Source organism: Fodinibius salicampi (genome assembly GCF_039545095.1).
Taxonomy (GTDB): Bacteria; Bacteroidota; Rhodothermia; order Balneolales; family Balneolaceae; genus Fodinibius; species Fodinibius salicampi.
In genome coordinates, this window is the sequence record NZ_BAABRS010000003.1 from 29,068 (window position 1) to 49,609 (window position 20,542).

General features: G+C 38.4%; 22 protein-coding genes and 1 tRNA gene. 14 read left to right on the forward strand and 9 right to left on the reverse strand.

The window, feature by feature from the left end:
* The first annotated feature begins 339 nt into the window (after window positions 1–339).
* Window positions 340–1,593, forward strand: coding sequence for a 4-hydroxy-3-methylbut-2-enyl diphosphate reductase (locus tag ABEB05_RS11255; protein ID WP_265790184.1), 1,254 nt, complete (start codon window positions 340–342; stop codon window positions 1,591–1,593).
* A 64-nt stretch (window positions 1,594–1,657) separates the two neighbouring features.
* Here the strand turns inward: ABEB05_RS11255 and ABEB05_RS11260 are convergent, their stop codons facing one another.
* The 5 genes from ABEB05_RS11260 to ABEB05_RS11280 form a co-directional block, all read right to left on the reverse strand.
* Window positions 1,658–2,659 carry a CdaR family protein gene (locus tag ABEB05_RS11260; RefSeq protein WP_265790185.1) on the reverse strand — a complete coding sequence of 334 codons (1,002 nt, stop codon included), beginning with the start codon at window positions 2,657–2,659 and terminating at the stop codon, window positions 1,658–1,660.
* A gap of 46 nt (window positions 2,660–2,705) precedes the next feature.
* Window positions 2,706–3,008 (reverse strand): DciA family protein, encoded by a 303-nt coding sequence (locus ABEB05_RS11265; RefSeq protein WP_265790188.1) that lies wholly within the window; start codon window positions 3,006–3,008, stop codon window positions 2,706–2,708.
* Window positions 3,009–3,024: 16 nt separating this feature from the next.
* Window positions 3,025–4,155: a DNA replication/repair protein RecF gene (gene recF, locus ABEB05_RS11270; RefSeq protein ID WP_265790189.1), complete on the reverse strand. Its 1,131-nt coding sequence runs from the start codon at window positions 4,153–4,155 to the stop codon at window positions 3,025–3,027.
* 113 nt (window positions 4,156–4,268) lie between these two features.
* Window positions 4,269–5,555: a phosphopyruvate hydratase gene (gene eno, locus ABEB05_RS11275; RefSeq protein WP_265790190.1), complete on the reverse strand. Its 1,287-nt coding sequence runs from the start codon at window positions 5,553–5,555 to the stop codon at window positions 4,269–4,271.
* Between the two features lie 133 nt (window positions 5,556–5,688).
* Complete coding sequence (locus tag ABEB05_RS11280; RefSeq protein WP_265790193.1) at window positions 5,689–6,522, reverse strand: hypothetical protein; 834 nt, start codon at window positions 6,520–6,522, stop codon at window positions 5,689–5,691.
* Between the two features lie 192 nt (window positions 6,523–6,714).
* On the opposite strand from ABEB05_RS11280, the gene ABEB05_RS11285 reads away from it, so the two are divergent.
* The 12 genes from ABEB05_RS11285 (at window position 6,715) to ABEB05_RS11340 (ending at window position 14,838) form a co-directional block, all read left to right on the forward strand.
* Window positions 6,715–7,107, forward strand: coding sequence for a hypothetical protein (locus ABEB05_RS11285; protein ID WP_265790195.1), 393 nt, complete (start codon window positions 6,715–6,717; stop codon window positions 7,105–7,107).
* 18 nt (window positions 7,108–7,125) lie between these two features.
* Window positions 7,126–8,001: a peptide chain release factor N(5)-glutamine methyltransferase gene (gene prmC, locus ABEB05_RS11290; RefSeq protein ID WP_265790196.1), complete on the forward strand. Its 876-nt coding sequence runs from the start codon at window positions 7,126–7,128 to the stop codon at window positions 7,999–8,001.
* A 394-nt stretch (window positions 8,002–8,395) separates the two neighbouring features.
* A complete protein-coding gene (dnaA, locus tag ABEB05_RS11295; RefSeq protein ID WP_265790198.1) occupies window positions 8,396–9,847 on the forward strand; it encodes a chromosomal replication initiator protein DnaA in 1,452 nt (483 codons plus the stop codon).
* A gap of 5 nt (window positions 9,848–9,852) precedes the next feature.
* A complete protein-coding gene (gene folB / locus ABEB05_RS11300) occupies window positions 9,853–10,212 on the forward strand; it encodes a dihydroneopterin aldolase (protein ID WP_265790200.1) in 360 nt (119 codons plus the stop codon).
* Window positions 10,200–10,688, forward strand: a complete 489-nt coding sequence (folK, locus tag ABEB05_RS11305) for a 2-amino-4-hydroxy-6-hydroxymethyldihydropteridine diphosphokinase (protein WP_265790202.1) — start codon at window positions 10,200–10,202, stop codon at window positions 10,686–10,688. Before folB ends, folK begins: the two co-directional genes overlap by 13 nt.
* A 2-nt stretch (window positions 10,689–10,690) precedes the next feature.
* A complete protein-coding gene (locus tag ABEB05_RS11310) occupies window positions 10,691–11,335 on the forward strand; it encodes a deoxynucleoside kinase (protein ID WP_265790204.1) in 645 nt (214 codons plus the stop codon).
* Between the two features lie 5 nt (window positions 11,336–11,340).
* Window positions 11,341–11,604, forward strand: a complete 264-nt coding sequence (locus ABEB05_RS11315; RefSeq protein WP_265790205.1) for a hypothetical protein — start codon at window positions 11,341–11,343, stop codon at window positions 11,602–11,604.
* A 65-nt stretch (window positions 11,605–11,669) separates the two neighbouring features.
* Window positions 11,670–12,215 carry a tetratricopeptide repeat protein gene (locus ABEB05_RS11320; RefSeq protein ID WP_265790206.1) on the forward strand — a complete coding sequence of 182 codons (546 nt, stop codon included), beginning with the start codon at window positions 11,670–11,672 and terminating at the stop codon, window positions 12,213–12,215.
* An 89-nt stretch (window positions 12,216–12,304) separates the two neighbouring features.
* Window positions 12,305–12,389 (forward strand) — tRNA-Leu (locus tag ABEB05_RS11325).
* 245 nt (window positions 12,390–12,634) lie between these two features.
* Window positions 12,635–13,354: a hypothetical protein gene (locus ABEB05_RS11330; protein WP_265790207.1), complete on the forward strand. Its 720-nt coding sequence runs from the start codon at window positions 12,635–12,637 to the stop codon at window positions 13,352–13,354.
* Window positions 13,351–13,830, forward strand: a complete 480-nt coding sequence (locus ABEB05_RS11335; protein ID WP_265790209.1) for a hypothetical protein — start codon at window positions 13,351–13,353, stop codon at window positions 13,828–13,830. The genes ABEB05_RS11330 and ABEB05_RS11335 overlap by 4 nt, the downstream gene beginning before the upstream one ends.
* Before the next feature lie 3 nt (window positions 13,831–13,833).
* Window positions 13,834–14,838, forward strand: coding sequence for a ComEC/Rec2 family competence protein (locus tag ABEB05_RS11340; protein ID WP_265790211.1), 1,005 nt, complete (start codon window positions 13,834–13,836; stop codon window positions 14,836–14,838).
* Window positions 14,839–15,094: 256 nt separating this feature from the next.
* On the opposite strand, the gene ABEB05_RS11345 is transcribed toward ABEB05_RS11340, so the two are convergent.
* The 4 genes from ABEB05_RS11345 to ABEB05_RS11360 form a co-directional block, all read right to left on the reverse strand.
* Window positions 15,095–15,979 carry a rolling circle replication-associated protein gene (locus ABEB05_RS11345; protein ID WP_265790213.1) on the reverse strand — a complete coding sequence of 295 codons (885 nt, stop codon included), beginning with the start codon at window positions 15,977–15,979 and terminating at the stop codon, window positions 15,095–15,097.
* Window positions 15,980–15,994: 15 nt separating this feature from the next.
* A complete protein-coding gene (locus ABEB05_RS11350) occupies window positions 15,995–16,279 on the reverse strand; it encodes a helix-turn-helix domain-containing protein (RefSeq protein ID WP_265790215.1) in 285 nt (94 codons plus the stop codon).
* A gap of 112 nt (window positions 16,280–16,391) precedes the next feature.
* Window positions 16,392–17,240 carry a hypothetical protein gene (locus tag ABEB05_RS11355; protein WP_265790217.1) on the reverse strand — a complete coding sequence of 283 codons (849 nt, stop codon included), beginning with the start codon at window positions 17,238–17,240 and terminating at the stop codon, window positions 16,392–16,394.
* 645 nt (window positions 17,241–17,885) lie between these two features.
* Window positions 17,886–19,118: a site-specific integrase gene (locus ABEB05_RS11360; protein WP_265790219.1), complete on the reverse strand. Its 1,233-nt coding sequence runs from the start codon at window positions 19,116–19,118 to the stop codon at window positions 17,886–17,888.
* A 334-nt stretch (window positions 19,119–19,452) separates the two neighbouring features.
* Between ABEB05_RS11360 and ABEB05_RS11365 the strand changes: the two genes are divergently transcribed.
* On the forward strand, window positions 19,453–20,535 hold the full coding sequence (locus tag ABEB05_RS11365) for a calcium/sodium antiporter (protein ID WP_265790222.1): 1,083 nt from the start codon (window positions 19,453–19,455) through the stop codon (window positions 20,533–20,535).
* The last annotated feature ends 7 nt before the right edge of the window (window positions 20,536–20,542 follow it).

Here is a 20,542-nt window from a genome sequence, read left to right on the forward strand (position 1 = left end):
TATTTATATATCCTTCTCCAATCGCTACCTATCTTTTATGTATAATATTCTACAGAGGCCATTCGGCAAAGACAGGAAGGCTGACTTACCATGTAGTACTTTCCCGATTTCTACATTTACTTCAACTGATAAATAAGAAAAAGCAATTTCAGAGTGAACTTAAGTACGTATAACTCGGGTTAAATCCCGGGCTACATTTGCATGATGTTTCGCGCTTAGCTTCTTATATTATTAACATACAAGTTTTGTGTTTCATAGCATGACACTTTTTAACCCTGAGCCTTATCCTCGGGAGTAGCATTCTATCGTAACAAATAACCAATAACGCTGAACCAATTCATGGGTCGTAAAAAGTTTAATATACCTGATATTTATCAGTCTCCGATTATCCGTAAAGTCAAGGAGGCCAATAAAATTGTAGATCCCCGTAAAAAGGATCTGGCTCCTACGGTGCTCGACTTCGGATCCGTACAATTTTATATTCCCCGCCATTTTGGTTTCTGTTATGGCGTAGAAAATGCCATCGATATTGCTTATGAAACGGTAGAGCAGTACCCGGACAAAGATATTTATCTGCTCAGCGAAATGATTCATAATCCTACTGTGAATGAAGATCTGCAGGCACGGGGCGTTCAGTTCCTTTTTGAAACAGACGGTACAGAAATCATTCCCATCGAATCACTGGATGAAGATGATATTGTTATTGTTCCCGCTTTTGGAACTACGCTTGAGATGCAGCAAAAATTAAAAAATCAGGGGATTGACCCGTACCAGTTTAATACTACCTGTCCCTTTGTCAAAAAGGTTTGGAACCGGGGCAAACAGTTGGGAAAAAAGGGATACTCGTTGGTTATTCACGGCAAACACCGCCATGAAGAAACCCGTGCCACTTTTTCGCATAGTGCTAACCACTCCCCCTGCGTTGTATTGCTCAATACAGAAGAGGCACAAATTCTGGCAGATATCCTGACGCGCGATCGCCCCAAATCAGATTTTGAAAAATATTTCGGTCATAAAAGCACGGATGGATTTGATCCTTATACAGACATGAAACAATTCGGTGTTATTAATCAGACCACGATGCTGGCTACCGAAACGGAAGAGGTCATGCATATTCTAAAAGAGGCCGCCATTGAACAATTTGGCGAGGCGGATATTCTCGATCACTTTGCAGATACCTCCGATACACTATGTTATGCTACTAACGAAAACCAGTCTGCGACCTTGGCATTGGCCGATACCGATGTCGATCTTTCCATAGTTGTTGGAGGTTATAACTCATCCAATACCATGCACTTGGTTGAAATATTAGAACACGCATTCCCGACTTATCATGTACGCGATGCCGAAGAAATTGACGGTCCAGAACGTATCCGTCACTTCAACCAATGGGACAAAGAGATGAAACAAACCGAGAACTGGTTACCTAGATCCAATGGACAGCCGTTAAAAATTGGAGTCACTTCCGGTGCTTCTTGTCCTGATGTATTGGTTGATGAAGTTATTTTAAAAATTCTCTCCTATTTTGACACGGAACAAACAGTAGAAGAAGTAATCAAGCCTTTTGAAGAACAGCTCGAAGAAGTAGCGTAAGCTTAGCTTAGCAGATGACCATTTAGCATCTTGATGAAGTGTTTGTTTTATCTAATAACCATTCTCAGTCATCCAGCACCATAAAATAGGCCACTTCTTCCGGTTGGAAGGAACGTATTCGCACATACTCATTGTCTGAAACTTGTTCTACATTGGGTCTTATATATCCGGTCGAATCTTCCAGAATTTGTTGATAGGTAAGATAGGCTTCAAATAGCTCATTATCCTGGACGTTTGCATATTCATCAATAGGAACCCGATACTTTACCGTAATCGTTGAGGGACTATAACTAATGCTGCGACCAGAAGGGAAATTCCGTGTATCCAAATCGACTTTACTTTCCCCCTCGGTAAATTGAACGATCTCTCCATAAAGTTGTACTTCACTATGAGATAAGCTAATTAATCTGCTATTTTTCAGGGACACCTGTTGTGTAAAATTATTGGACATATTTTCAACGCGAAGGGTATCTGTCGGCCAAGAATTGATCTCTCCCATTACTGATTCTGCTCCGCTGATAGTTATGCTATCGGGTTCAACAGAAGGAGTTTCTTTAAAACCAAATTGATTATCAAAAGACACATCAATGACCGGCTGAACAGGTACTTTTTTTGAAACCCGGGGCTCCAAGTCGAGCGTCAGTACGATTGGCTGAACCTTCTGCACACTGATATTGGAAAGTAGATTTAGCTGTTGTTGGACCTGTTCATAGAGATTTACTTCAGATTCATTCACATTAATTTCTACAGCAGGAGGATTATTATAAACACTAATAAGTTTCCAGCCTTCGCCCGACAGACTCACAGTTGCAGACCGGGGCAACTCTTCGGCCAATGCCTGGCCTTCAGGCATTGAAACGGCCTCAATAGGCAAATCAATATTTAAATTATAATCCATGCTCAGGTTTACCATAAACCAAAGGCAAATAGCAAGAATAAGTGATACGACAAAAACGGCGATTCGCTCCCTTCCCATCTCGGCCATTTCTCCCTCATCCGACTTCCGGATTATATTCTCCCAGAATGCCGTCAGCTTCTCCTTATATTCTTCTACAGGTAATTCCATTATGTAAAACTATTCTCTAGCTCAGCCAGATCGTTTCTTTGTAAGGCTATGACCGAACTACGATTTCTTTAATGATTTTTTCGTCTACTTTTTCATTCAACTTTTTAGCGATACTAAACCGCTTCATATGAATCTCTTGCCGCCAGGCAGGATTTTTAACGTGCACGACCAAATTTCCGTGTTCAAAATGAATATTTTCAGTTTCATCGGCAATACGTTTTCCCACCGTTTCTTCCCAAATTGATAGAATCATACCGCGCTTCAACCGCTTACGGTGCGGATAGTCTTCAAGAAAATCCGTAAGCGCATCTTTAAGAGATTTAGGAGTATTTGATCTATATCGTGCCATTAATATATAATAATCTTTATTGCAGTCTGCTAACCTCGCCTTCGGTTACTTCAAACTTCCGATTCTTTTCTCCATCAAAAGTAATATAATCATTAAAAGGAATAGGATTGGCAGCTGTTACAAATGTTTGTCCTGCATGTTCAATAAGCGCATTCAGCAGCACTTCCGTGCGCTGGGCATCCAAATCGCCAAACACATCGTCCAACAGAAAAAGCGGCAGGTCATCCAATTCCTCTGAAAAATACAAAAGCTGCGCAAGTTTTAAAGAAAGAGCAAATAAACGATGCTGCCCCTGAGAGCCATATTTACGCAGTTCAAAATCATCGAGATAAAATACGATTTCATCGCGATGTGGGCCCACAAGTGTCAACTCGCGCTCTATTTCATGGTCTATCTCGTCTTCCAGTTTAGCCGTATAGCGCTCCTCTATAGTCTCTGCTTTCTTAGAGGGTTCGCAAAAAGTCTGATATTCTAAATGTGGTTTGTGCCGCATCCCCGAAATAACCTCGTATTCCCGCGCTAGAAAATCCTGAAATTGATCCAGTACTTCCGTTCTTTTTGCTACAATACGCGATCCATACTCTACAAGCTGTACATTCCATGGTTCCAGATATGCCTCTAAAACCTCGCGTCGTCCACGAAATTCCTGAAGTAATTTATTTCGTTGTTTCCGGACCTTTCGGAAATCCATTAAATCCTGTAAATAACGCGGGGATATTTGGCTGATAAAAGAATCAATAAAAGAACGCCGCTGTTTGGGGCCTTCGCTGGTTAGTTTTTTATCACCTGGTGAAAGAACCACCACTGGTACCATCCCAATAAGATCAGACAGCCTATCCAGTGGACTTTCATTAACAAAAATCTTTTTACCTTCACCGCGGGAATAGGAACAGCTTACATCAAAACTGGAACGGATGTTCCCTTCAAAATGCCCCTTAATCATAAAATAAGGTGCATCATAATTTACAACATAGCGATCACTATTGGCTACAAAGCTGCGACTCATGCACAGGTAATGAATGGCATCAATAAGATTAGTTTTCCCCGCGCCGTTCTGACCTATAATCACATTCATGTGCGCTCCCCACTCAACCTGCGTGTCGGTATGATTCCGAAAGTTTTGAAGTCTTATATTGGAGATACGCATGCAGAATTATGACATAAAACGCTACATTGTGTAATTAAAGGATAGAAAGCATTATGCGGATGAAACAGACTTTCTAATACAGATCGTTTCATCCGCAAAGGCTATTATTTTCCTTAAAATCCGAAGGCGTCGCTACCCAGGAATATACCATTTTCTCCCAGTTGCTCCTCGATACGCAACAACTGGTTATATTTGGCAATACGATCGGTACGACTCATGGATCCCGTTTTAATCTGACCGGCATTGGTTGCTACGGCCAAATCGGCAATTGTCGTGTCTTCAGTTTCACCCGAACGGTGTGAGATAACGACTGTATAATCATTCTTGTGTGCCATTTCAATGGCATCCAGCGTTTCGGTAAGCGTACCAATTTGGTTCACTTTAATGAGAATTGAATTTGCCACTCCCTGCTGAATACCTTTGGCCAACCGTTCAGTATTGGTTACAAAAAGATCATCTCCTACCAACTGTACTTCATCGCCGACGGCATCGGTCAGTTTCTTCCAGCCGTTCCAGTCATTTTCATCAAGTGCATCTTCTATAGAAACAATCGGATACTTCTCGACCCAGCTACTCCAGAACTCAACCATATCGTCATTAGTTCGCTCACTCCCATCACTCCAGCGGAACTCGTAAACTTCTTTATCTGCGTTATAAAATTCAGCCGTGGCGGGGTCCAACGCAATAACCACTTCCTCGCCGGGTATATATCCAGCCTTTTCAATAGCTTTCAAGATCACTTCTACAGCTTCTTCATTGGAATCCAGATCTGGTGCAAAACCTCCTTCATCGCCAACCGCCGTACTATATTTTTTTGAAGAAAGTACGCTCTTTAAATGATGGAAGATCTCGGCTCCCATGCGCACAGCCTCAGAAAAAGAAGCCGCGCCACTTGGCATAATCATAAATTCCTGAAGATCCACATTGTTATCAGCGTGCGAGCCGCCGTTGATTATATTCATCATTGGAAGAGGCAATACCTTGGCATTTACACCGCCAATATATCGCCACAAGGGAATATTAAGCGCATTGGCGGCCGCTTTTGCCGCTGCAAGTGAAACTCCCAGAATCGCATTGGCACCCAGGTTTCTCTTATTTTCTGTTCCGTCAACCTCTAAGAGTGTTTGATCAAGCTCAACCTGGTTAAATACTTCCAGTCCTCTAAGTTCGTTTGCAATAACGGTATTTACATTATTCACAGCTTGCGTCACACCTTTGCCCAAATAATGATCTGACTCGCTATCCCGTAACTCTACCGCCTCGTGTTCACCAGTAGAAGCCCCTGAAGGTACCGCAGCCCTTCCCATAACTCCATTGGTTAATACTACATCTACCTCTACGGTGGGATTACCACGAGAGTCAATAATCTGACGTCCTATAATTTCGTCTATTAAACTCATACTCTGCTATATTAATTTCAGTGAAATTGTGTCGAAATGTACAAGGATTTTATCTATGGATAAAGAAGAAAACGTTATTTGATTCTGGATGACAAATATTGAATGGCTGGTATCTGTCTTCCAGCATTCGGGGCTACCACATGCTTCCAAAAGTAAATTTGATCTGGGGCGTCCCGAAATATTTTTGAGCATCAAAATGCGGTCGCTGTTCACCCTCGGCATTAAATATGACAGGATTTCCGTTCTCATCATATCCATAGGGTCTGTAAGGTTCCATAAGCTGCAAACCTTCACTAAAATAGTAGAAGAAATAACCGAACTCTACCGTGGTTCGAGTTCCGAAAGAACTGCCAATATCAGCGCCTATTTTTAATTCTCCGCTATACCCCCAATGGGATTCGCCCTCACTCCATCCCGTAAAAAAATCATTGACTCTTTCTGTCGGCCTTAAAAATCCACTCCGTACCACATACGTTCGGAATCCACTTCCATCTGCGTCATTGATATAGGGATAGGTAAACGCCATGGCAGGTCCTACAGCCCCCCCCACAAAAAGGCGAAAGCTATCTTCAATCTGTCGGGCAAAGATCCGCTGCTCCATTCCAAGGAGGAACGGAAAACCAAATGCCCGCTTATATCTATTGGGTATAATTTGGTTACCGGTAAAAAAGTTTTGAAAATTTTGCTCACTTACATCTCTGATACCAGTAATAGCGGTCTGGAAAGTCAATTCTGTATAATCACCCAAGACCCGGCTATAATGTCCTCCAATTCCAAATCCAAAATTATTTAATACCACATCGAAGCCGATGTCATTATGATAGCCCTCACTCAGAGGGGTCTTTGGTTCAGATTTCTCTATCACATCCGGCTCTTCAAGTTGTGCCTGTGCAGTATTAACAGTTATACCCAAAACGAACAGTAGTAAAACCGCTCCAATGCAATGACTTCTCTTATTCTTCTTCATAAAAACTGCTTCAATTTTAAAGGCTCTCTATGGCCTTCCTGAATTCAGAACTATAGTATGTTAATAATATACGTAATATTTAAATTTTGCTTAAATAATTTCATATTTATTTGCAAGTATATTTGACTATGGATTCAGAAAGGCGTTTATTCAGGCTGTTTAAGTAACTCACTAAATTGAAGTCTAAAAAATATGAGTTCAGTAAGCAAGTATCTCGTTTTCGGGCCGGCCGATACCCTGCGACGGATGCCGACCCAACTATCCAGTAATATTGAGCCCAAGTATACATACAAGTACGATTCATCTGATCACGATGATGAAGTTCACGTAGTTGTTTTTGAAGAGTACGAAAAACAAATTAATGCAAGTGTAACCCTTACCTGTATTATTGAATTTACCGGCAAACAAAATCGGTTTATCCTTAAAAAAACCGGCGGCCGTATGGGATTTCGGGGTAGTTCGCTTGATGAGGAAAAACGTACTATCGATAACGAAGTGACGGATTTCATCCTCGATTTTGCCAAACGATTCGGTCTGACTGTTCAACAAGAAAAAGACCAGGAGACTGAAGAAGAGGAGTCCTAATTACCGTAATCCCTCTCTATGAGCAAAAAGGTTAAGGAATGGACCGTTCTCTCTATGCTGGAATGGGCTACGGAATATTTTAAAGAAAAAGATATTCCTGATCCCAGACACAGTATTGAGTGGTTGTTGGCTGAAACCCTCGATATTAAACGCCTGGATCTCTATCTAAAGTATGACCGTCCACTGTCACCCGGAGAGCTGGAGAAGCTCCGACCGATGGTTAAACGGCGTGCACAGCATGAACCTCTTCAATACATTATCGGGTTCACTGATTTTATGAATGCGCGTATTTCTGTGGATCCAAGTGTACTTATCCCTCGTATTGAAACCGAACAGCTGGTTGAGATCATACTAGACCGACACTCCAGCAGTCAAAGCCATAAAGAATCGCTAAATGTACTTGACATTGGCACCGGGTCGGGCTGTATTCCCATCGCCTTAAAAATGGAACACCCGGACTGGGACCTTTGGGGAATAGATATTTCAGAGAAAGCTCTCCAAACAGCCCGCCAAAATGCTCAGCAAAATGAAGTTGACATCTCTTTTAAAAAAGGCAATATACTTAAGCCGAAATCCATTCCCGTCAATGCTCAATTTGATGTCATTGTTTCTAATCCTCCTTATATAACGCCGGACGAAAAGACAACGCTGGAACCCCAAGTATACCAGTTCGAACCGAGCGAAGCACTCTTTACAGAGGACATGGATCTGATGTATGGTAGTATCCTGGAATTTGCCCAAAAAAATCTATCTGATAATGGCAAACTCTACCTTGAACTCCATGAACACTTTGCCAAGAATATCCAGCAACTTTTTCACCGTAATAGCTGGAATACTACCCTCCTGAAAGACTATGATAAAAAGGAGCGTTTCCTGATTGTTCATCCCGAATAATTCCCTAATTAGTCAGCATTTCTTAAGGCTTTCCAAGTATTTTAAAACGAGCAAAAAAATTCACAATCACATGTGGATAACTTGTTGAAAACTTTTTCACAGAGACTATTTTAGTGTTACATAAAGGTAAAATCATTGTTAGCGTACTATTATGTACTGTCAAGCATTATTTGATAGAAAAGCTAAAAAAATGTTAATCGGTTGAGTGCCAACGGATTATACTGTTTAGAGCAATGTGGATAACTTTTGGTTTATTGTGAAATATTTTTTTGACATCTGCCTGTTAAATTACCATCTTCGTTTCACCCTAATTAGTGACAGCACTTAAGATGTGTGGATAACTGCGGGGCACATTTGTACAGCAAACATTAATCATTTAGGAGGTTTTGGGACGTTGAGTACTCTTTCTGCCGATGCTGCATGGAAGCAGTGCCTGGAAATTATTAAGGACAATATTAGCTACCAAAAGTATAAGTCATGGTTTGAACCTATTGAGCCCGTTAAACTTGAAAATAATACACTTACCATTCAGGTGCCCAGCCAATTTTGGTACGAATGGCTTGAAGAGCATTATTATGGTATGTTGCGCTCAACATTGGCTAAAGTTCTTGGGGAAGACGGAAAGTTAGAATATTCCGTTGTGCTTGAAAAGTCGGAGGATGAAGCAGACAACAGGTCTGTACGTCTGCCCCAACGACCAATGCCACCGGATAATAATCAAGGTCAGGATATGGATGGTTATGGGGAATACAGTCCCGGCAAAATTGAAAATCCTTTTGTAATACCAGGCATTCGCAAAACAAAAATAGATCCGAATCTTAATAGCAATTATGTTTTTGACCGATATATCGAAGGTGATTGTAATCGGTTAGCCCGTTCAGCTGCAATGGCTATAGCGGAAAATCCGGGAAGTAACTCCTTTAATCCTTTTTTCATTTATGGGGGGACAGGATTAGGTAAAACGCACCTTATTCAAAGTATTGGAAATAAAGCCAAACAAGAATATGGCAATGAGCTAGCTGTACTCTATATTTCTTCCGAGAGCTTTACCAATGAATTTGTTCAGGCTATCCGCAATAACCGGGCCAGCGAATTTACGATGTTCTACCGCCAAATTGATCTTTTAATTGTAGATGACATCCAATTCTTTAGCGGAAAGGAAAAAACACAAGAAGAGTTTTTCCATATTTTCAATGCTTTGCATCAGGATGGGAAACAGATTGTTTTAAGCAGCGACCGGGCACCCCGGGAGATTCCAGATATTGAAGAACGATTGATTTCACGATTTAGCTGGGGACTTAGCGCCGATTTACAGATTCCGGAATATGAAACTCGTTACGCGATCCTTGAACGAAAGGCCAACGATAACGGTATTGAGCTTTCCCATGATGTGCTGGAGTTTATAGCCCATAATTTCAAATCAAATGTTCGGGATCTTGAGGGTGCTATTATTAAGCTCCTCGCATTTGCTTCTCTACAGCACGTAGACGAAATTGAGCCCCAAATGGCAAAACAGGTACTCAGGGATATGATTAAGGAATCGCATACTACGGTCTCTATTGAACAGATCCAGGATTATGTATGCGATTACTTTGGCATTGATACCAATAAGGTGCGAGAAAAAACCCGGAAGCAGGAAATTGTGGAAGCCCGACAGATTGCGATGTATCTATCCAAACAGTTTACAGACTCCAGCCTTAAAACGATTGGACTCCATTTCGGGGGACGTGATCACTCAACGGTCATTCATGCTATTTCAACGGTCGAAGAACGGATGCAAACCACAGCCAAACACAAGCGTATGGTTGATGAGCTATACCAGAAGATTGAAATGGCCACTCTTTAGCATCCATGGATACCCTAACCCTTAAAAATATTCGAATAAAAGGGAAACACGGATTCTATGAGAAAGAGCGGAAAAATGGGAATGATTTCGAAGTAGATCTTATCTTTACTGCTGATTTTCAAAAAGCAGCTGAAAGTGATCAGTTGGAAGATACGATTGATTATCAACAGGCAATAGCTATAGTGCGCGATATTATAAAAGGACCCTCCCGAAAACTAATTGAATCACTCACTAAAGAGATTGGAGATCAGCTTTTTAACCGTTTCCCTCAGATTGAACAACTTAAGGTAGCCGTTCGAAAACTGCATCCACCGGTTGGTACAGAAACAGATTACTCAGAAATCAGCATGTCATGGCAGAGGTAGTCGTAGCACTAGGCTCCAATATAGGTGATCGAAGAGAGCATCTGTCCGATGCTAAAGCATTTCTTACTGAGCTATCTCAGGCAGCAATAGTCTCTTCTTCTATCTATATTACAGAACCTGTAGGCCCTTCAAAACGTGACTTCTATAACTCGACAGTTCTTATTACCACTTCTGTAAAACCTGCAGAACTTATCAAAAAATTTAAGGAGTTTGAAGCCGGGCATGGACGTACCTCCCGCCAGCCGCGATGGAGTGCCCGCACTATTGATTTAGATATAATCACCTATGACGACTTGGTGATTCAATCGGATAGCCTTATCATTCCCCATCCGGAATATCACCGGCGACTGTTTGTACTAAAACCACTAGAAGAAATACTCCCGGATTGGAAAGATCCCCAAACCGGTGCATTAATCAAACAGCTTATAGCCCGTGCACCGGAGATGAGAATAGAGAAAACAGACCTGCGTTGGTAGCTATGGAAAACCAATTTGATTTTATCGCAATAGAAGGCGTGATCGGAGTAGGTAAAACCTCCCTGGCAAAGTTGCTCTCCGAGCGACATAATGCCCGTCTGGTACTTGAACAGTTTAAAGACAATCCATTTCTACCCAAATTTTATGAAGACCGTGAGCGATACGCTTTCCCGACCCAGATGGCCTTCCTGGCAAGCCGATTTCAACAACAACAGGATATGTTGAGCAAGGATTTGTTCCAGCAGATGATTATTTCGGACTATATCTTCGAAAAGGACCGTATCTTTGCCCGGCTTAATTTAGGAGACGATGAGCTAGCACTCTATGATTCCATTTTTGACATCATGACCGGAATTTCTGCCAAACCTGACCTGGTGATCTACCTGCAATCTTCCGTTGACCGTTTAATGCATAATATTCGTCAGCGCGACCGCGACTATGAACGACATATTTCGCGCTCTTATCTTGAAGAACTAAGTGAAGCATATAATCACTTTTTCTACCACTACAATAAATCACCCCTGATGATCATTAACACTACAGAAGTTGATTTTGTAAATAACAAAAAACACTTAGATTATATAGACGAACAGATTTTTAATCAACCAATTCGTAGCAACACGCACATTCATATTATTCCTGATTAATTGTAATGATACGCACTCTCTTATTTTTAGTGCTGATGTATCTGCTTATCAAGATCATCAGTCGACTTTTTTTATCCCCGAAGTCTGCCAACAACTCGAAGAAAAGCTCGAGCTTTTTTTACCGGACGTTTCGTCAATTTCAGCAAAACCAACGCGACCAACAGAATCGGAATCCAAACCAAAAATCCGATAGGTTCGAAGAAATTGAGGAAGCAGAGTTTGAAGATATTACAGATGAAGACAGTTCTTCCTCCAAAAGGTCTGAATAACGTCAGAACTTTGCTTATCTTTGAGAGAACTTAATAAAATTTAACTTCGAAAGTGGCTACATCACATGAATTTTGAAGATCAGTTAGAAGAAGGATTATCCCTCCTCCATGAAGGAGATTATGATCATGCACTCGATATTTCACATCAACTCCAAAAAATGGAGCCAGAAACATCCGACGGTTATCATCTGGAAGGTATGGTTTTTCAGAAGCTCAACCAGTGGGAGAAAAGCATTGAAGCACTGGATAAAGCCATTAAACGCGATGAAGAAAAAAGTGGTTTTTATAATCTGCGTGGTTTCGCCCACCTGCAATTAGAAAACCTGGAAAACGCAAAAGAGGATTTCGATAAAGCAATAGATCTGGATGATTCCCCTGCCGCCCATCGAAACCTGGTACTCTATATGATTATGAGTGATCAAGGTAATGATGCTATCAACTATCTTTTGGATCGCATTAAAAAGAATCCAAAAGATGTTGAAAACTGGATTTTAATGGGAGATCTGATGCAGCGCGCCGGACAAAGTGCCAAAGCCCGCACTTATTACGAGCAGGCAAAAAAGATGGACCCGGAAAATGAATATGTCAAAGAGCAGCTTGCTGAAATATAATCAGCGAGTAACGAAACTTTTTTAACTATTTATACTTTCAAGTTTAGGTGAAAAAGTCCTATATTTGAAGCCTTCGAAAAATAACCCCTGCCCTGGTGGCGGAATTGGTAGACGCGCTGGCTTGAGGGGTCAGTTCCCATTTTGGGAGTGCTGGTTCGACTCCAGTCCAGGGCACCGAAACCCTTGTAAGTCTATGGCTTGCAAGGGTTTATTTTTTCAGGTACAAATATTAGTACAAACAAAATATTCTTTGTCAATCCAATTTTATTAATATTTTATAGATTATTGTAATAGGTGTTTTGCTCGAAGAGTAGTATTGATTCATTATTTTCAAACTGTAGGATAATATTATTTATAGTTATGTTTTTGTGTTATGACTATTTATTAAAAGCGCTGAAAACTAACTTTACTCCCAAACAATGGATAATTTTTTAGTTGCCAAATTTCAATTTGAAATCCGATATACATATATATTGGATTTTGAGAGCCATTATAAAAGCATTTTATCGCCCTACCTCAAATTTGCTTCTGGAATGCAAATACATGGTCAGGGAACAAGAAATGAATACATCAAATTATTATTTGAGGAAGATGGTTATAGTATTGATTGTCGGTGGGATAGAATGGTCTTTGTGTATGAAGGTGAGATAAACAATTTAAAAAAGAACCAATCGGCACTTAATAAAATATTCTTTGAAATTTTTGATCAGATTTCCTCCCTGCAGTCATTTGGCAAAATTACAAACTATTTAATAGTCGCTAACGGTGTAAAATTAGTCGAAAATGAACATTTTGAAGAACTAGTTGAAAAATTTACTAGTCACTATCTAAGTGATTCAGCAAATGTTCACTTCGATGGTGATAACAAAGATTCAGCAATTATTGTTGAATACAACAAAGATGGAGTAGATGTAACTCAAAAGTTTGGTCCCTATAACTGTCAGAATGATATTGACAAACATGACTTATTGCCATTCAATATGGAGGAGGATACAAAACTTAAGAAAATGAATGGATTAATTATGCAGCTAAAATTTTTCGAAGAAACTGCTTTTATTAATTTCGATAAAACTACTGTATTAATAGAAGAAATGAATAATATCTTTCAAAAGTTCAAGCAAGAGACTGAAAAATTATGAGTAGATCTGAAATAAATACAAAAAAAATAGGTAACAAAACTCAAGAAACACCTGAAGATGATAATTTTGATTCAGAAAATTATCCTACTTCTAAGGTTGAAAAAAATGTTTTGGATGATCAGGATAGTTTTTTTTCAAAAACATTTTTTAAAAGTACGTTTATAAATGAAAAATGGGATGACCAATTATTTATTGATGGAGTTATAAATGCAATTGAGGATGAAGTAATCTTTGTTAATTGCTTAATGGACGAAGAAAACCAAATTTTTAAAGAAAAGGTTTTTCCCAAAGAGCTTTTGAAACACGTCCAAAATCTTGAAACTGATAAATACCTTAGAGTCAAAATAAGTTTTAAGGCAGGTTCAATGAGATACGACGTTTATGATGGTAAAGGCTTAAACATTAATCGAGAGGCTTTTGAAGCAAATCAAGTTTGGGACTCATTAAACGATTTTGAAATTGATGAACCCCAATAGTGTATGAGGATTATTTTTAAAAATGTTGGTCAAGGGGATTCAATTATCTTAGAGTGGCAGGATCAAAAAGAAGAAAAGAAAATTGGTATTGTAGATTGCAAGAAAGACTCATCATTTAATCCTGTTCTAGATCACATCAAAACCTCGAATACGAGTAGTATCAGTTTTATGATACTGAGCCATCCCCATTATGATCATTTTTCAGGTTTCCGTGAGTTACTTGATTATTGCGAATCCAATAAAATCACAATAGAAAGATTCTTATTAACCTGTTATCAAGATGTTGTTTATTTAAAATCCGCATTGAAATCTCCTAGGTCCTTGAATGAACTTGGTAAACTTTTAGCAAAGGTTAAAGAATTTAGATGGAATAAAAACATAATTAAACATCTGACATATCTTGATAGCGATACAAAAATATTACACTTGAATGACGAAATTACCTTAGAAACTTTATCACCTTCAACAGATGAGTTAGAATTTTTTGCGAATAAAAAATTTTCAGCCTCAGAGGAAAATCAGGATTCACAACCTTTCGGTAATTGGCTTTCAACTATTTTAAAATTAAAAGGTGATGACTGGTTAGTGTTACTTACATCTGATGCAGAACAATCTGCTATCAAAAGAGTTGGACATGAGCACGAGAATGATAAACTAGCATCCAATCTTATACTATGTCAAGCCCCACACCATGGGTCTCTAAAGAACCACTCAAGCGAATTTTGGAGAAAACTAAAAAAGAGAGAACCTAAAGTAGCGTTTTCAGTAGGTAAAAACTCCTATAATCACCCTAATAAAAAAGTAATAAAAAAATTTCAGGATTATAGTTATGAAGTATTTGCGACAAATAGAGTCGGAGGATTAAAAAATGAATCATTAGATAACGACAACATACCAGATCGACTTCTTATGAATATTGGTATCTATGACTCTCAAGAACAAAGAAATAAAGTTAACTCTCAAGATTTAGTGTTTAACATTACGAATGGCCTCGCAAAACCTAACTAATGATGTATAAGAATTTCATTGTAATAACCTCTACAAACAACTTTATACAGTGAGTTATGGGACTATAAACAAGCCCAGGTAAGCCATTCCTTCCAATTATAGCCCTAACCAACCATTCATAAGCTGTATAAAATTTCGGTCAAAATCCTTCATGTTCCCTCCTTTTCCGGACTGTGCACCAAAAAGAAAAGGAGTGCATCTCTCGACACACTCCTTTATTACTATTGACTGTAAAATGAATTAGATATAGTTATCCTTAAGAAATTGGGGAATTCTCTTCACAGTATAGCTTACTCCATAGAAAAGCTTTTATAATAAACTTTTTAGGTGCCCAAATTTCGATGCTACCGCCTTTGGCTACCTTGTCTGACATATACTTATTCTTCCGTTTAAGATAACGGCTGAGAAGTCTCCTAAACCAAATGAGCTCTTTCCCTTCTAGCTTATCAGAAGCTATAAAATCTTCCCAACCTGTTGAAACTCCCCAATATCTCCCTTGATTTTTTAGCCTTTCCTCATCCTCTTTAGCCATATATTTTGAAACATAATAAACAACCTGTCGATACTCTTTAATCCTTTTACAATTAGTACCAGCTTTTAAATGTTTAAGATCTTTGATATCCCAATTCCGTTGAACTACTTCGAACCAATTTCGAGATGTCCATTTTTTTAATACCTCGATATTTATTTCATTTTCAAAATAGATCAACAAATGATAATGGGGAGCTCCCCTTTTTTGGGCTTCAAGCCTCCACAAATATTCAAGATTTCCAAAAGCTCTTTTTAACCTTTTAAAATAGGTATCCAAATCCCTCTTATACTCTTCTCTTTTCTCAGGATACTTTTCAGGATAAGTAAGAGTAATAAAAAAGGGATTGCTCTTATTTTCGTGATCAACACGATTTGTCTTTTTCAGTAACCGTAATTTTGACTTCCTAGAAAAATCTGTAATATCACCAGCTTCTCTAGTTGGTGGATTTTTGGGCTTAAAATGATGGTGCTTACCGCAATGGTGTCTGTAAAATTTAAGCTGTGTTTTTTCCTTTCCAGAAAGACCACTAATATTCTCTTTGATAATACAGCTATTACCAATAAGCGTAATTTCAGCGTCCGCTAAATACCGATAATCTCGATTATGCATAATAGAACCCTCAGATTACTCTTTAGGTTCTATCAAATTACTACGCAAATACTCCTCTATTCCCTCAGTCGGGTAAAGAATTCGATGCTTTTCCTGACTAAATGGGATCTTGTTTTTATCCCTCAGATATTGAATAGTGCGCCTAGACCAACCCGTAAGCTCCATGAGCTCATTGGTATTAATCCATTCTTTTCTTTTGGCCTTTCGTAAAAGAGAAGGAAGCTCTTTCTCCAGTAATTTTTTTACGGCAGCTTGTACTGTTTCATTCAGTTCTTCTTTGGAAGTGATGTAGGTTTCCATAATTGATGCGTTATTAGTTACAGTTGATTAACGCACCAAAAAGTGAAAAAGGAATTGAATATTTAAGAAGGGTTAACTCTTCAAAAGAAACATTAACTGTTCATTTTCCGTGTCAGTTCTTAAATAAAGCTTCATAAATTTCTTTGAATTTTTTCTCATGCCACTCGAAAACGAAACCTTTATCTTCATTTTCCTCATCTTTACCCCATTTTTCAAAATAATCTTCTTGTTCCAAAGCGTATTCGGTGGCTCTCTTAATTATTAATGACCCATCTTTTCTAAATAACTCTGAATCCTTTTTGTCTTTTCTATTTATTTCCAACAAGATTGTATAAATATCTCTAAAAAACTCTTCAGGTGTATTTGTACCTCTGGTCTCTTTCTTATCCAATAAGAAAGCTTCTAGCTCCCCTTTATTAATCTCAAGTTTCGGAACGCTTTTTGGATAATCTTCTGATATTAGTTTTTCTATTAAATAATTAATCGCTTTCATTTGGTGATATAACTTATCAGCTATATACCGTTTTTTATAAGCTAATGGCACTTGATACAATAACCCTTTATTACTTTTCTGATCTGTAACTTTTAAATACTCTTTTAATTTTTCCTGGAGTCTTTCCCTATCCATTGCACCAATATTAAAATCACCAATAGTATATTTAGAAAAGGTTAATTTAGATGCAATTGAGATCTCGCTGTAAAGAGCATCTATATTTGTTTTGGAGTCTATTTCAAAATCTGGTTGCAGAATGTCACTAATCATTTGAGAAAATAGCTCTAATTCATCTTTTAATGAATCAAGCTTATTATCAATTTCGATTCTCATCTGAGAAAGGGAAGAAAAAGCTTTCAAAACTCCATCTTTTTCAGCCAATTCTTCATACTTATTAGCAAACTGTTCATACCACGTTTTAAAATGATATTTTTGTCCTTGAAATTGAAGAGATTGATCGTATTCCACTATGATTCTCTTTTGGATTAATCTTATTTTGACCGGCTTTTACCGTGTTATTTTGGTGTAATATTACTTAATTTTTCCGGGCTCAAACAAAACTGACCGAGTTTCCCAAGTAGTTATAAGTGATATACTCCTTATCAATAAAGCATTTTCCCGGTCAATTTTATTTAAAGCCGGGCTAAAGCATTTCTATTTAGAAAATCACTTCCCGTTTCATTTTATCCTTTTACCGAGTCAAAAGTAAACGCACTCGGATCTTCCGGGTTCAAATAAAACTGACCGAGCTTTCCAAGTAGAAAAAGTGATATACTCCTTATCAATAAAGCTTTTTCTCGGTCAACTTTATTTAAAGCCGTGCTTAAGTGTTTCTATTTAGAGAACCGCCTCCCGTTTCATTTTATCCATTTTACCGAGTCAGAAGTAAATGCACTCGGTTTTTTCCGGTCAGAATTGCCTAAACAACAATCAGACGCTTTTCTATCGGTCAGATTTATTTAGACACGGATTTTCAATACTATCCGTCACTTATTGAGAAGCTTTCACCAAAAATACTTTTAAAGGTTTTTGAGAACGGAAAAGTTTATTCCTAACTCAATTTCAATTGAACCATGAATTTACAATACTAAAACGTTAACTAACTCTTGTCTGCTACCCATTATTAAAAAGCTTATCCATACCCTCATCTAAAAGCTCTTCATCAAATGACTTCAAATACCGTTCAGTTGTTTTAAGTTTGCTATGGCCTAACGCTTTCGAAATTTCATATAAACCTAATCCCTGTTCTAATGCATACTGGCTGAATGAATGTCTTGATACGTGGAAACTAATATTCGCTTCTATTTCTGCTAACCCGGCTATTTTTTTTAGGTCTCGGTTAACGATTACATTCTTACTGCTAATACTTCTTTGGAGTGCTGCAGAATTACTAATTTTCTTGTCTAAAATGGGAAAAATATAATCGTTTTGTTTTGAATCATCCGAGCGATAATAGCTTAAAATTTTATCCATTTGATCATACTGCTTAATACTTTTCTGACTCCCTGTTTTTCGCATCTTATATACTAACCGGCCATCAACTAAGTTTTTCCATTTTAATGTACACATATCACCAAATCGAATACCGGCATTATAAAAGCTGAACATAAAATAATTCCGGCTATGCCATAACTGAGATTCCTTTTCCAAATCAAGTTTTTCTATTGCTTTAATTTGAGCTAAAGAAAGCTTTGTTTTTTCTACTGGTTCTTCCTTTACCTTATTAACCATCAAAAAAGGATCATGCTTTATTTTCTTAGCTTTTAAAAGACTGTTAAACATTCCTTTTAATGTCCTTAGCTTTCTTCTTACCGTGTTAGGACTATTCCCTACCTTTTTTCCCTCTTTGTTTTTTGGTTCAGTTAATAGATAATTCTGGAATTTTTCGATCAATTCAGCATCAACTTTTGTAATTGCTCGGCTTTTGTTTCCCATAAAATCTTTTAATTGACCGAGTAATACCTTAAACCGCTTATGCTCCCAATATCTATCCTCTTCATCTAACTCTTCCAGATATCGCTCAGCACAATTTATGAAGCTATTGTATTTATCATCCGAGATATGATTTTTAAGGTTGTCAGCACTTAATTTTTCAGTAAGTTTAAGTTTAGACTTCTTTTTTTCAGCCTGTAATAATTCATATTCCAGTTGATCGTTTAATACTTTTGATCTCGTATGAGTACCCCTTATTCTTTGGCGTTCCTTATTCCAGTGCTTAGGTAAAACTGAAATACCTGTACTTTTATACCGGGATTTACGATTTTCAGTAATTCGCAAATAAATGGGAATTTCACCGTTTTTCTTCTTTTTTCGCTTGAACAAAACAAGGTTGATAGTAAGACTCATATTTTCGGGCACTAATTGGAGTTAAACAAATAGGTACAAACATTGGTACAAACAATTATCGAATTTTTATTCACAAAGGGCAAGCACGAAAATACAAAAATGCCTCTTACGGGATATAATGGAGGAATATTCTTAGGACGAAAGAATGAAAAAACATTATTTAAGTCCAGTCCAGGGCACCTAAACCCTTGTAAGTCTTTGGCTTGCAAGGGTTTTTTATTTACTTGTGAATATTTATTTCTCCCATTTTATTTTTCATTTACGATTCAAACTTCATCCCTTTTAGACCCGTGAAACAACTCTTATTTTATAGACCTTTCAACATTACATTCCAATGACCATATTCTTATTTGTATTTGGATTAGTCTTTTTAATTATCGGGGCCGAAATATTAGTTAGAGGGGCATCCCAAATTGCCCAAAGAATGGGAATACCTCCATTGATTGTCGGACTGACGGTTGTAGCCTTTGGTACCAGCGCACCGGAATTGGCGGTAAGTATAAAATCTGCCCTGTCAGCTCAGGCAGATATTGCAGTTGGCAATATCATCGGAAGTAATATTTTCAACATCCTCTTCATTCTCGGCCTGTCGGCACTGATTATACCTCTGCGTGTATCCCAACAACTAATACGTCTTGACGTACCCCTGATGATTGGACTTTCCGCCATGGTTCTGCTCTTTTCACTGGATCACAATATCAGCCGAACTAACGGACTTATACTGGTTATCGGCCTTGTTGCGTATCTTGTTTACTTATTTTACCAGGGACAAAAGGAAAATGCTGATACTGCTGCTGAAAAAGCCCGCGAGATATCGGAAGTTGATGGACAAATACAAAGTAACTGGACAATAAATATTGGATTAGTACTCGGGGGACTCCTGCTGTTAGTTATAGGATCACGCTGGCTCGTTGATAGTGCCGTTACTTTTGCCCAGTTCTTAGGAGTAAACGAGTTGATCATTGGATTGACCATTGTTTCAGCCGGTACCTCTTTACCTGAAGTAGTGACTTCAATTATTGCCGCTGTCCGAGGCGAACGAGATATTGCAGTCGGAAATATTGTGGGAAGCAATATTTTTAATATTATGGCTGTACTCGGATTGACCAGTATTATTGCACCGACAGGAATTGAAGTTTCAAATGCAGTTATCGGATTTGACCTGCCAATCATGATTGCGGTGGCACTAGCCAGCCTTCCCATATTTTTTACTGGGGGTATTATCAGTCGGTGGGAAGGAGGGCTATTTCTGGGTTACTATATGGCTTATACCCTATATCTTGTTTTAGCCGCAACTCACCATGCCACTTTATCTTTGTTTAGTACCGTCATGCTATACTTCGTAATTCCGATTACTTTGTTTACTATCATTACCATTGTTGTACAGCAATTGCGGAAAAATAACCAAGTTCCCTGAACGTAAT